Annotated in this window: 13 protein-coding genes; 8 read left to right on the forward strand and 5 right to left on the reverse strand. The window is 68.1% G+C overall.

The window, feature by feature from the left end:
- Nucleotides 1-33 precede the first annotated feature (33 nt).
- The 3 genes from ACK4E3_RS06420 to ACK4E3_RS06430 all read left to right on the forward strand — a co-directional run bounded on the left by ACK4E3_RS06420 (nt 34) and on the right by ACK4E3_RS06430 (nt 2,807).
- Nucleotides 34-813 carry a class I SAM-dependent methyltransferase gene (locus tag ACK4E3_RS06420; protein ID WP_409697996.1) on the forward strand — a complete coding sequence of 260 codons (780 nt, stop codon included), beginning with the start codon at nt 34-36 and terminating at the stop codon, nt 811-813.
- Complete coding sequence (ubiB, locus tag ACK4E3_RS06425) at nt 813-2,318, forward strand: 2-polyprenylphenol 6-hydroxylase (protein ID WP_409697999.1); 1,506 nt, start codon at nt 813-815, stop codon at nt 2,316-2,318. The genes ACK4E3_RS06420 and ubiB overlap by 1 nt, the downstream gene beginning before the upstream one ends.
- A 75-nt stretch (nt 2,319-2,393) precedes the next feature.
- Nucleotides 2,394-2,807, forward strand: coding sequence for a hypothetical protein (locus ACK4E3_RS06430; RefSeq protein ID WP_409698002.1), 414 nt, complete (start codon nt 2,394-2,396; stop codon nt 2,805-2,807).
- Between the two features lie 54 nt (nt 2,808-2,861).
- Here ACK4E3_RS06430 and ACK4E3_RS06435 read toward each other — a convergent pair whose 3' ends face one another.
- On the reverse strand, nt 2,862-3,551 hold the full coding sequence (locus ACK4E3_RS06435) for a response regulator transcription factor (RefSeq protein WP_409698005.1): 690 nt from the start codon (nt 3,549-3,551) through the stop codon (nt 2,862-2,864).
- A 15-nt stretch (nt 3,552-3,566) separates the two neighbouring features.
- Nucleotides 3,567-4,253 carry a YggS family pyridoxal phosphate-dependent enzyme gene (locus tag ACK4E3_RS06440; RefSeq protein WP_409698008.1) on the reverse strand — a complete coding sequence of 229 codons (687 nt, stop codon included), beginning with the start codon at nt 4,251-4,253 and terminating at the stop codon, nt 3,567-3,569.
- On the opposite strand from ACK4E3_RS06440, the gene ACK4E3_RS06445 reads away from it, so the two are divergent.
- Nucleotides 4,252-4,926 carry a thiamine phosphate synthase gene (locus ACK4E3_RS06445; RefSeq protein ID WP_409698010.1) on the forward strand — a complete coding sequence of 225 codons (675 nt, stop codon included), beginning with the start codon at nt 4,252-4,254 and terminating at the stop codon, nt 4,924-4,926. The genes ACK4E3_RS06440 and ACK4E3_RS06445 overlap by 2 nt on opposite strands.
- A gap of 4 nt (nt 4,927-4,930) precedes the next feature.
- Here ACK4E3_RS06445 and ACK4E3_RS06450 read toward each other — a convergent pair whose 3' ends face one another.
- Nucleotides 4,931-5,341, reverse strand: coding sequence for an NtrZ family periplasmic regulatory protein (locus ACK4E3_RS06450; protein WP_409698013.1), 411 nt, complete (start codon nt 5,339-5,341; stop codon nt 4,931-4,933).
- Nucleotides 5,342-5,765: 424 nt separating this feature from the next.
- On the opposite strand from ACK4E3_RS06450, the gene ACK4E3_RS06455 reads away from it, so the two are divergent.
- From ACK4E3_RS06455 to holA, 4 genes are read left to right on the forward strand one after another with little or no spacing between them, the layout of a single operon-like run.
- Nucleotides 5,766-6,341 carry a DUF3576 domain-containing protein gene (locus ACK4E3_RS06455; protein WP_409698016.1) on the forward strand — a complete coding sequence of 192 codons (576 nt, stop codon included), beginning with the start codon at nt 5,766-5,768 and terminating at the stop codon, nt 6,339-6,341.
- A 47-nt stretch (nt 6,342-6,388) separates the two neighbouring features.
- On the forward strand, nt 6,389-8,971 hold the full coding sequence (gene leuS / locus ACK4E3_RS06460; protein WP_409698020.1) for a leucine--tRNA ligase: 2,583 nt from the start codon (nt 6,389-6,391) through the stop codon (nt 8,969-8,971).
- Nucleotides 8,968-9,459, forward strand: coding sequence for an LPS assembly lipoprotein LptE (lptE, locus tag ACK4E3_RS06465; RefSeq protein ID WP_409698024.1), 492 nt, complete (start codon nt 8,968-8,970; stop codon nt 9,457-9,459). The genes leuS and lptE overlap by 4 nt, the downstream gene beginning before the upstream one ends.
- A 9-nt stretch (nt 9,460-9,468) precedes the next feature.
- Entirely contained in the window at nt 9,469-10,521 is a 1,053-nt protein-coding gene (gene holA, locus ACK4E3_RS06470) for a DNA polymerase III subunit delta (RefSeq protein WP_409698027.1), read from the forward strand.
- On the opposite strand, the gene truA is transcribed toward holA, so the two are convergent.
- Both truA and fmt read right to left on the reverse strand, forming a co-directional pair.
- Nucleotides 10,518-11,258 (reverse strand): tRNA pseudouridine(38-40) synthase TruA, encoded by a 741-nt coding sequence (gene truA, locus ACK4E3_RS06475; protein WP_409698030.1) that lies wholly within the window; start codon nt 11,256-11,258, stop codon nt 10,518-10,520. The two genes, holA and truA, sit on opposite strands and share 4 nt — an antisense overlap.
- Nucleotides 11,258-12,247 (reverse strand): methionyl-tRNA formyltransferase, encoded by a 990-nt coding sequence (gene fmt, locus ACK4E3_RS06480; protein ID WP_409698033.1) that lies wholly within the window; start codon nt 12,245-12,247, stop codon nt 11,258-11,260. Before fmt ends, truA begins: the two co-directional genes overlap by 1 nt.
- Nucleotides 12,248-12,287: the final 40 nt, after the last annotated feature.

The raw sequence follows: 12,287 nt of genomic DNA on the forward strand, positions 1-12,287 counted from the left end.
CGCGGGCAGCGCGCTCGTCTAGGAGAGTGGGCCATGAGCATCGAGCCCGGCCCGCCCTCTGGGGAAAAGACCTCGCCCTTCGGCTTTCGCGACGTGGAGGCCGGCGAGAAGGTGCGTCTGGTGCGTGGGGTCTTCGACAGCGTCGCCTCGCGCTACGACCTGATGAACGACCTGATGAGCGCGGGCGTGCACCGTTTGTGGAAGGACGCCACTGCCAGCCGCCTCAATCCCCAGCCCGGCGAGACCATCCTCGACTGCGCAGGCGGCACCGGAGACATGGCGCGGCGCTATCGCGACATGGCCGAGCGCGCGCGTGCCCGGCGCGGCGGCACGCCTGCGCGCATCATGGTGCTGGACTACAACGAGGAGATGATCCGCGCCGGGATCGAGCGGGGAGATGACGAGGGCCTCGAATGGCTGGTGGGCGATGCCATGGCCCTGCCCCTGCCCGATGCCAGCGTGGACGCCTATTCCATCAGCTTCGGCATCCGCAATGTCGCCGATGTGCCAAAGGCGCTGAGCGAGGCGCGGCGCGTTCTGAAGCCGGGCGGGCGCTTCCTGTGCCTCGAGTTCTCGACCCCGTCCGCGGCGGCGATCCGCAAGGCCTATGACCTGTTTTCGTTCAAGGTGATCCCGGTGCTGGGCGAGAAGGTCACGGGCGATCGCGAGAGCTATCAGTATCTGGTCGAGAGCATCCGCCGCTTTCCCGACCAGCAGCGCTTTGCGGCCATGATCCGCGACGCCGGGTTCTCGCAGGTGGGCTTCACCAGCTTCTCGGGCGGCATTGCGGCCCTGCATACGGGTCGTGCGTGATGAAGCCGGGCGTGTCGGCGGGTGTGCGGCTGATAGGCTGGGGCTGGGTGCTGGTGCGCCATGACGCCCTGATCCCGCGCGAGATCGCCCATCTTCTGCCCGCATGGCTGCGCCTTGTCACCGCGCCCCTGCGCCTGCTCGCCGGGCCGCAGGCACGCGCGGGCCGCCCCGGCCAGCGGCTAGGTGCCGCCTTCGAGACGCTGGGGCCGGTGGCGATCAAGCTGGGTCAGGTGCTGGCGACGCGCGCCGACATCTTCGGCACCGAATTCGCCACCGATCTGGGACGACTGAAAGACCGGATCGACCCCTTCCCCCTCGATCAGGCCCGCGCCGAGGTCGAGCGCTCGCTGGGCCGGCCCATCGAGAGCCTTTTTGCCACGTTCGACGCGCCGCTGGGCGCAGCCTCTCTGGCACAGGCCCACCCGGCCACTTTGCATGACGGTCGGCGCGTGGCGGTCAAGGTGCTGCGGCGCGGCATAGAGCGGCGCGTGGCCGAAGGGCTCGATGCGCTGCGCCTCGGCGCGCGACTGACCCGGCGCTTCGTCCCCCCCGCACGCCGTCTGGAGCCCGAGGCCTTCGTCGAGACGATCGCCAGCGCCCTTCGCCTTGAACTGGATATGCGCCTCGAGGCCGCCGCCGCCAGCGAGCTGGGCGAGATCATGGCGAAAAGCGATTACATGGGCGCCCCTGCCGTGATCTGGGAGGGCGTCGGCAAGCGCGTGCTGACGCTGGAGTGGGCGCCGGGAGAGCCCATGACGCGCCAGTCGGCACTGGAACAGCCGGGGCTGGACCGCAACCTTCTGGCCGACAATGTGGTGCGTGCCTTCCTGACCCAGGCGCTCGATCACGGCACCTTCCATGCCGACCTGCACGAGGGCAACCTGTTCTGCGCCCCGCCCGCGCGGGTCACGGCGGTGGACTTTGGCATCGTCGGGCGGCTCGATCCGGCCCAGCGGCGCTATCTGGCCGAAATCCTGTGGGGCTTCATCAGCCGGGACTACGGCCGCATCGCGCGCGTCCATTTCGAGGCCGGATACGTGCCCCCGCACCATTCGGTCGAAACCTTTGCCCAGGCCCTGCGCGCGGTCGGCGAGCCGGTGGTGGGGCGACAGGCCAGTCAGGTCTCCATGGGCCGCCTGCTGGGCCAGTTGTTCGAGATCACGGCCCTGTTCGACATGCACCTGCGCCCCGAGCTGGTCCTTCTGCAAAAGACCATGGTGTCCGTGGAGGGCGTGGCGCGCAGGCTCAATCCCGACCATGACCTGTGGGCGGCGGCCAAGCCGGTCGTGGAGGCCTGGATCGCGCGCGAGCTTGGCCCCAGGGCTCAGGCTCGGGACATCTTGATGGAAGCGCGCGACGTGCTCAAGGCCCTGTCCCGACAGGCGCGCCAGCCCCAGCCCCCGCACACGGTCATCATCCGGGAAGGCCCCTTCGCCCTGCCCGTCGGGCTATCGCTGCTGGCGGCGGGGCTGGCGGCGGCGGCCCTGATCGTCACCCTCACCTAGACCTGCCGCCTTGATAATGCCGCGAGGGCGCGCCATGAGCGCGTCATGCCTCTTGCCTGCCCAAAGGAAACCGCGATGAAATCCTCGAAATCCACCGCTCTGATGGCCGCCGCCCTCGCCGCCGCCATGCTGGCCGCCCCCGCCAGCGCCGCAGTCCTGGCCCAGCAGGACGCCGCAGCCCAGGTCGTCATCAGCGACGACCTCGCCCTCAATGAGCAGCGCCTGCGCGAGACCATCGCCTCGCTTCAGGCCGGAACGCCCGAGTATGACCGCATGAGCGCCGAGATGGCCGAGCTGGTGCGTGCCCAGTCTCCGGCCCTGAGCGGCCTGTTCCAGCAGCTCGGCGAGTTGCAGGGCGTCGAGCACCTTACCGAGCAGAACGAGCTTCAGGTCTATCGCGTCACCTTTGCCAATGCTTCGACCCTGTGGGCGATCGGCGTCTCGACGGATGGCACGGTTCAGGCCCTGAGCATCGGCCCCGATCAGTAAGGCCAGAGTGGGTCAGCAGGCCCGAAGGGGAGCCTCGCGCTCCCCTTTTTCTTTTCAGTTCGGCTGCAGCCGATAGCCGCCCGAATCGGTGATCAGCAGCCGCGCATTGGACGGATCAGGCTCGATCTTCTGGCGCAGGCGATAGACGTGCGTTTCCAGGGTGTGGGTCGTGACCCCCGCATTGTAGCCCCACACCTCGGCCAGCAGCTCCTCGCGCGAGACGGCCTTGCTGCCCGCACGATAGAGATACTTGAGGATGTTGGTTTCCTTCTCGGTCAGCCTGATCTTGCGATCCCTGGCATCGGTCAGGGTCTTGAGCGCCGGGCGGAACTCATAGGGGCCGATGGTGAAGACCGCGTCTTCGGACTGCTCGTGGCTACGCAGGTGGGCACGGATGCGCGCCAGCAGCACCGCAAAGCGGAAGGGCTTGGTCACATAGTCATTGGCGCCTGAATCGAGACCCAGGATCGCGTCGGAATCGCCCGCCGCCGCGGTCAGCATGATGACCGGGGTGCGCACCCCTGCCTGACGAAGCTGGCGACAGGCCTCGCGCCCGTCCATGTCCGGCAGGTCCACATCGAGCAGGATCAGGTCCGCGCGCACCTCCTTGCCCATGCGCACGCCCTCGGTGGCCGTGCCCGCCTGGATGGCGCGAAACTCCTCATGAAGCTCAAGCTGCTCGGCCAGGGCCTCGCGCAGTTCGGCATCGTCATCAATGATCAGCAGGGTCTTGATCTGGGGCATGGGTGCAAAATGGGCTTATTCCGTCCGAATCGCCAAGGGGCGAGGGCCAAAAAGCTCTGATCCGATGCGAACATGGGTCGCGCCAAGGCGCACGGCGGTCTCGAAATCGCCGCTCATGCCCATGGAAAGGCGCGAAATGCCGTTGCGCGCCGCGATTCTGGCCAGAAGCGCGAAGTGCATGGCCGGCTCCTCCTCCATGGGAGGAATCACCATCAGGCCCGCAGGCTCGATCTGAAAGTCGCGGCGCAAGGTCGCGATGAACGCATCGGCGTGCCCGGGAAGCACACCGCCCTTCTGGGGCTCTGCACCGGTGTTGACCTGCACGAAGATCTCCGGCCTGCGGTCCAGTCTGTCCATGGCCTCGGCCAGCGCGCGCGCCAGGCTGGGCCGATCAAGGCTCTCGATCGCATCGAACAGGGCGACGGCATCTTCGGCCTTGTTGCTCTGAAGCTGGCCGATGAGGCGAAGCTGAAGGCCCTCGCGCCGGTGAGCCCAGCGCGCCGCAGCCTCCTGGACGCGGTTCTCGCCGAACACCCTTTGCCCTGCCGCCAGCGCCGCCTCGATGCGGGCCTCGGGCTGCTGCTTTGAGACGGCCACGAGTGTGACGCCCGCCCCCTCACGGCCCGCCGCGCGGGCGGCACGCGCAATGCGATGGTTGATGCGCGCGCACTGTTCGGTAAAGCCCGCTATAGCTGTGCTCATGGCCGTGCCGTCCGATCCCATGGATGCCCTTTTGAACGCCGCCGAGGCCCTGATGGCTGCACGGCACGCTCAGTCACAGGCTTTAGGCGCAGGCACGGGCGCTGTCAGCCTGCCTTGCCTGTGGTTCTTCACCGATCCGAAGCGCACGCCCGACCCGCTAAAGGTCATTGCGAGACTGCCGCAGGGCACAGGGGTGGTGCATAGGGCCTTCGGGCGCGACGAGGCGCTCTCACACGCAATCATCGACGCCTGCAAGGCGCGCGGGATCATCGTGCTGATCGGAAAGGATGAGCGTCTTGCCCGATCAGGCGGTGCGCACGGCGTGCACCTGCCTGCCAGCGACATGGCGCGCGCAGCGGCCATCCGCGAGGCGTGGCCGCGCGCCATCATCACCGCATCCCACCACGAACAGGAACCGCCGCCGGCCGTGCAGGCGCTGGACGCCCTGTTTCTATCACCGCTGTTCGAGACCCGCTCTGGCGCAGGGCGCAGGCCTCTGGGGACGGATGTGGCCAGAGCAATCAGTGCATCGGTGACATGCCCGGTCTACGGCCTTGGCGGCATTACGGTCGCGCGGGCGCGGGCGCTGAAAGGCACAGGCCTTGCGGGCTTTGCGGCCATCGATGCTGTGGTGAGCGCGGCAGCTTACGGCCAAGGCCGCAGGCCGGATTGAGCGATCAGAAGCGGAAGATGCTCTCGAGGCGAACGCGCGGCTGGCTGCGGCGGTCGCTCTCGGCGGCACGGGCCGGATCGGCCTCGGGCTCGCCCAGACCCACGGCACCGCCGACGCGCAGGCGCGGGTTGACGCGATAGAAGGCCCCGGCCTCCACATCGCTCCAGTCCGCATCCCGGCCCACGGGCTGATTCTGGTTGAGATTGAGGCCCCAGCGCCCCCCCTCGTAGAACTGCACACCGCGGCGCGCGGTGGCAGGCTGGCCAGACGGCGGCGTGGTCAGGGAAATGGACGGCGCAGTCATGGCGCGCGAGGCCGTCGGGCCCTGCTGGGAGCCCTGCGCCCGAGCATCGACCACGCCCGCCACAAGAGCGAGCGCCGCAGCCGTGCCAGCAACCATAATCAGACGACGCATAATCCTGACCCTTCAAGTTCCGCGCGGCGCGGAACCCAACTCATCGCTGATATGGTGACAAAGCCCTTCGGGAAAAAGGCCCGCCCCCTCGCCAGCGATGGCCCCGGCACCTGCTGGCACCGAAGTCCCCTCCATAAGCCACGCGCTCGCTCGCGGCGTCAATGAAACGGCGGTTTCCCAAACCAGTTCCACCGGCATCTGTGGCTCGCGTGACACGAGAATCGCAACCGGGCGGTAAAGAGGGGCGGATTCTGCGCGCTACCGGTGTCTGGCGCATGGCCTACTGAGCGCCCTGTCAGAACCCCTTGGCCCAGCTGCGGGCCCAGACTGCGGGCCCAGGCTGCGGGCCAGGGCTGCTGCCTGATCCCATTGTCAGCGCACGCCCTTCCCATGCTATAGCGCCATGTTATAGGAAGATGCGGACTTGACGGGGGCGTTCGCGCCGCCTGATGGCCTCAATTGCCGTCTTGAGTGGTCGCTGGCCCACAAGACCGGCGATAGGGTCGGACGGGTCGGCCATTTCGGTTCATATGGAGACAGCCTGATGGGCTTCATTCGCGGTGCCTCGATCGTTGTGATCGCCTCGACCCTCGCGCTTGCCGGCTGTGCCCAGCGCGGCGAGGGCGGCCTGTTCAATCGCGGTGCCGCTCGCACCTCGGGCAGCGCCGACGCAACCATCGGCGTCAATGCCTTCCTGTGGCGCGCCGCGCTGGACACCCTCTCGTTCCTGCCGCTGGAGTCTGCTGATCCCTGGGGCGGCATCCTCAACTATGGCTGGGTCGAGAACCCCGAAGCGCCCGGCGAGCGGGTCAAGACCACGGTGTTCATCCTCGATACGCGCCTGCGCGCCGATGCGCTGAACGTCACCGTGACGCGCGAAGTGCGCAACGCCGAGGGCAACTGGGTGGCCGCACCGGTCTCGCCCCAGACCGAGGCCGACCTGAAGAACGCGATCCTGACGCGCGCGCGCCAGCTCAACCTCGCCACCATCAACAACTGATCTGACACATCTGAGGCGCGTGCGAGCGCGCGCCCGCCCAAGGACTCATGGCCCGTTACAATCCCAAGGACGTCGAGCCCCGGCAGCGTGCGCGCTGGGAAGCCGAGGATGTATTCGCTGCGGGAGACGGGTCGGACGGGCGACCCAAATATTTCGTGCTCGAGATGTTTCCCTATCCGTCGGGCAACATCCACATGGGTCACGCACGCAACTATGTGATGGGCGATGTGGTGGCGCGCTACAAGCGCGCGCGCGGCTTTGACGTGCTGCACCCCATGGGCTGGGACGCTTTCGGCATGCCCGCCGAGAACGCCGCCATGGAGCGGGGCATCCACCCGGGCGAGTGGACATGGTCGAACATCGCGGCCATGCGCGAACAGCTCAAGCTGCTGGGGCTGGCCATCGACTGGAGCCGGGAGTTCGCCACCTGTGACCCGGCCTACTACGGCCGCCAGCAGGCCCTGTTTCTCGACCTCTATCGGCGCGGCCTCGTCTATCGCAAGGAAGGCGTGGTCAACTGGGATCCGGTCGACAATACGGTGCTGGCCAACGAACAGGTCATCGAAGGGCGCGGCTGGCGCTCGGGCGCCCTGATCGAGAAGCGCAAGCTGAACCAGTGGTTCCTGCGCATCACCGACTATGCCGACGAACTGCTCGAGGGTCTCGGCTCGCTGGATCGCTGGCCCGAAAAGGTCCGGCTGATGCAGGAGAACTGGATCGGCCGTTCGGTCGGCGCGCGCGTCAACTGGGTGCTGGAGGGCGATCCTCCCGAAGGCGCCGAGTCCACGCTCACGGTTTTCACCACACGACCCGACACGCTTTACGGGGCATCCTTCGTGGGCCTAGCGCCCGATCACCCGCTGTCGGCGGCCCTCGCCCAGCAGCAGCACGCCATCGCCGATTTCATCAGCGAATGCCGCAAGGGCGGCGTCTCCCAGGCCGAAATCGAACAGGCCGAGAAGATCGGCATCGACACCGGCCTGCGCGTGATCCACCCGCTCGACCCTGACCGCCGCGTCCCGGTGTGGATCGCCAATTTCATCCTGTCGGACTATGGCACCGGAGCCATCTTCGGCTGTCCCGCCCATGACCAGCGCGACCTCGACTTTGCGCGCAAGTATGACCTGCCGGTGCTTCCCGTGGTGCTGCCGGACGGCGTGGATGCGGACAGTTTCGCGGTGGGCGACGAGGCCTATGTGGGCCCCGGCGTGATCTACAACTCCCAGTTCCTCGACGGGCTCTCCATCGAGGACGCCAAGGCGCGCGTCATCGCCCGTCTCGAGGCCGAGGGCCTTGGCCAGGGCACCACGCTCTATCGCCTGCGTGACTGGGGCGTCAGCCGCCAGCGTTACTGGGGCTGTCCGATCCCGATCATCCACTGCGAGGCCTGCGGCCCCGTGGGCGTGCCCGAGGACCAGCTCCCGGTCGAACTGCCCGGGGACGTCACCTTCGATGTGCCCGGCAATCCGCTAGAGCGGCACCCCACATGGAAGAAGGCCTCGTGCCCGTCATGCGGTGCCGATGCGCGGCGCGAGACGGACACGCTGGACACCTTCGTGGACAGCTCCTGGTACTACGCGCGCTTTGCCGATCCGAAGGCGGACGCGCCCATCAATGCCGAGGCCGCGAACCGCTGGCTGCCGGTGGACCAGTATATCGGCGGGGTCGAGCACGCGGTGCTGCACCTGCTCTATGCCCGCTTCATTTCACGCGCCCTGTCCGACGGCGGCCATATGGAGGTGAAGGAGCCCTTCGCGGGCCTGTTCACCCAGGGCATGGTCGTGCACGAGACCTATCACGAAGGCACCGACGAGGTCGGCAAGCCGCGCTGGGTCGAGCCTGCGGACGTGCGCATCGAGCTGCGCGATGGCGAACGCATCGCGACCCGCATCTCGAATGGTGCACCGCTGGTCATCGGCGACATCGAAAAGATGTCCAAGTCCAAGAAGAACGTCGTCGCGCCCGAGGAAATCCTCGAAACCTATGGCGTCGATGCCGGTCGCCTGTTCGTGCTGTCCGACAGCCCGCCCGAGCGCGACGTGCAATGGACCACCGGCGGGGTGGAGGGCGCGCACCGCTTCGTCAACCGCGCCTGGGCCGAGTTCCAGATCGCAGGTGAGAGCCCTGGCGATGGTGCCCAGTCCGAGAGCTTGCGACGCGCCACCCACAAGCTCATCCGGGCCGTGACAGAAGGGCTGGAGAGCTTCCGTTTCAATGCGGCCATCGCCCGGCTCTATGGTCATCTGGGCGTGCTGAAAGCCTGTGCCCTTGCCTCCATCGAGGCCCGGCGCGAGGCGCTGACGGTCTATGCCCAGCTGATTGCGCCCTTCGTGCCCCACCTGGCCGAGGAAGCCTGGACGCACCTTGGTCATGAGGGCCTGATTGCCCGCGCGCCATGGCCCGAGTTCGATCCGGCGCTGGCCGAGGACGACGAGATCGTCCTGCCCATCCAGATCAACGGCAAGCGCAGAGGCGAGATCCGCATTGCGCGCGAGGCGCCCGACGCCGATGTCGAGGCTGCCGCACTGGCCAATGGTGCCGTTCAGGCCTACCTTGCCGACCATGGCCTCGGCGTGCGCAAGGTGATCGTAGTGAAGGGACGCATTATCAACATCGTGGCCGCGCCATGAGAGCGGTGCTGGCCGCCGTGATGGCGCTGATGCTGGCCGGATGCGGCTTCACCCCGCTCTATGGAACGGCGCAGGGCGGCGGTGTGCAGGGCGGCGGCGTGCAGGGCCTCTCGGCCACCGAAGTCAGCGTGCCCGACACGCGCGCGGGCTATCTGCTGCGCGAGGCCATCACCGACACCTTCGCCATCGCTGGCGCGCCGCAGTACCGACTGGAAACCGACATCGAGGCCCAGCGCCTGGCTCTCGGCCGGCGCGTTGACGACACGGCCACGCGCTACGAGCTGCGTCACATCGTGCGCTACCGCCTGACGCCGCTGGCAGGCGGGCGCGTGTTCGAGGGCGAAGTCAGCGTCAGCACCACCTACGCCGATGCCGAACAGCCCTATGCCGGGGTGATCGCCATGCAGGATGCCGAGGCGCGGCTGGCATCGGATGCGGCGCGGCGCATCCATCGCGATCTGGCGCGACAGCTTCACGCCAGCCGCTGAGCGGGCGTCATGATCCTCTCCAAGCGCCCCGAGATCGAGCGGTTCATCAAATCGCCGCCTGACGATGTGCGCGCCTGCCTGATCCACGGACGCGACCGGGGCGGCGTGCACGAGCGCGCCACCTTGCTGGCCAAGGCCCTGGTGCCCGACATCCACGATCCGTTCGATGTCTCTGCCCTCTCCGAGAGCGACATCGATGCCGATGCCGCCCGGCTCGACGACGCGCTGTCGGCCCTGTCGATGATGGGCGGTCGCCGCCTCGTCTGGCTGCGCCTCACAACGGAAAAGGCAGGAGCCGACAAGGCCTGCGCGGCGGCGCTGAAGGCGCACCTCGACGGTCAGTTCAACCCGGAGGCCTTTTTCCTGATCGAGGGCGGGGCACTCGGCCGTGACAGCGCGCTGCGCAAGGCCGCCGAAAGCGGGGCCGCCAGCGTCAGCATCCCCGTCTATGAGGACGAAACCGGCGATGTGGCGCGCATGACGCGCGAGGTGCTTGCGCGCGATGATGTCGGGCTGTCGCGCGATGCGCTGGACCTGTTCGTCGGCCGCCTGCCGCGCGAGCGGGCACTGGCGCGTGCCGAGATCGAGCGGCTGGCACTTTTCATCGGGCCGGGCTCGGGGCGCACCATAGATGTGGCCGAGCTTGAGGCCCATCTCGGCGTCGAGCCCGAGGCCTCCTTGTCGGATGCGGCCATGGCGGCCTTTGGTGCGCGTGCAGGCGAGGCGCAGAAGATGCTGCGGCTGGCCTTCGGCGAGGGCGAGACCCCGCCCGCGGCGGCGCGCGCCGCCATCGCTCACCTGACCCGCCTTCAGCGCATCCATACCCTGACCCGCAACGGGGCCTCGGCCAAGGAAGCGGCGAAGGCCGCAGGGGTGTTCTGGAAGCAGGAGGCCGAAATGCTGCGTCAGGCGCGCGTCTGGGGCGATGCCCTGCTGGCCGAGGTGCGAGAGCGGGCCATCGAGGTCGAGGTGGCGACCAAATCCACCGGACAGCCCGGCGCGCTCATGGTCGAGCGCCTGCTGATGGAGGTCGCCGGACGCGCGCGGCGCATGGGTCTCTAGTCGTAATCGACACCCACCAGATAAAGCCCGCACGCCGGGGCCACGGGGCCACAGGCGGTTCGGTCGCGCGCGAGAAGTGCGGCGCGCACATCCTCGCGGCTCCAGCGGTCCAGACCGACCTCGGCGAGGGTGCCGGTCATGGATCGGACCTGGCGGTGCAGGAACGAGCGGGCCGAGAAGCGAAGCTGAACTTCATCGCCGTGAGCCTTGACCTCGGCCACTTCCAGCGTCTTTTCCGGCGAGCGCGCCTGACACTCGATGTCGCGAAAGGTGGTGAAGTCGTGATGACCCAGCAGCTCTAAGGCCGCATCGGCCATGGCCGCCACATCCATGGGTCGTTTGACGTGCCAGACCCGCCCCTGATCGAGCGCAGGCGGGCCGGGGCGGCTGAGAATACGATAGAGATAGTGCCTGCGCGTGGCGCTGAAGCGGGCGTGCCAGTCGCCCTCCATGCGCTCGGCGCTGAGGATCGAGACGGGTTGGGGCACCAGATGGGCGTTGATCGCATTGGCCACGGTGCGCGCGGGCCATTCGCGAACGAGGTCTGCATGCACCACCTGCGCGGTGGCATGAACGCCCGTGTCGGTGCGCCCGGCGGCCTGAAGGCGGATGCGCTCGCCGCTGAAGGCAAGAATGGCGTCCTCGATGGCCTGCTGAACGCTCGGCAGGCGGGCCTGGGCCTGATAGCCATGGAAGGCCGAGCCATCATATTCGACGATCAGGCGATAGCGCGGCATCAGCCCAGCACCGCGCCCGCCGCCAGCGGATAGCCGCGCAGGAAATCGGCGCTGGACTGCACCGCACGTCCCTCGCGCTGCAACCGCGTCAGGCGCACGGCACCGTCTGCGCACGCCACCACGACGCCGCCCTCATTCGCCGCCAGAACCGTGCCTGCCTCAACCGTGCCCCCCTGAACCGTGCCCCCCTGAACCGTGCCTGGCTGAGCCTTTCCTTCCTGCGCCCCATCAGCGAGGTCGTGGTCTGGCTCGCACGCGGACATCAGCACCTTGATGCGCACGCCTTCATGCATGAAGTAGGCGCCGGGCACGCTGGACAGGCCGCGGATGTGCCCGTCCACCTGCCGAGCGGGGCGCGTCCAGTCGATGCGCGCCTCGGCCGCGCTGATCTTCCTGGCATAGGTGCTCTCGCCCACCTGCTCGACAAAGTTGGCCCCGCCGCGCTCCAGAGCGCCCAGAGCCCGTGGCCACAGGCTCGCGCCGAGCGTGCTCAGCGCCTCGCCCAGCGTACTGGCCGTATCCTCCGGTCCGATGGCCAGCCGCTCGGACAGCAGCACCGGGCCTTCGTCGAGGCCCTCGCTCATGCGCATGATCTGGACGCCGGTCTCGGTATCACCGGCCATGATGGCCCGCTGGATCGGCGCGGCACCGCGCCAGCGCGGCAGCAGGCTGGCGTGAAGATTATAGGCGCCGAGCCGCGCGGCATCGAGCACGCGCGGCTTCAGGATCTGGCCATAGGCGACCACGATCAGGGCATCGAGATCGAGCGCCTCGATCGCCTCGGCCTCACCGGCAAGCGTCGCCGGTGTGCGCACCTCGATACCGAGGCTCTCGGCCAGTTCCTGAACCGGAGAGGGCCGAAGCTGCTGGCCACGGCCGCGCGGCCTTGGCGGCTGGCTGTAGACGCAAACCACCTCGTGACCGGCCGAGACGATCTCGACCAGCGAAGGGACGGCAAAGGCGGGGGTTCCCATGAAGACCAGGCGCATGGGTGGGCTCTAGACCAGCGCGGCTGCGGGCGGAAGCCCG

This window comes from Brevundimonas sp., assembly GCF_046299595.1.
Classification (GTDB): domain Bacteria; phylum Pseudomonadota; class Alphaproteobacteria; order Caulobacterales; family Caulobacteraceae; genus Brevundimonas.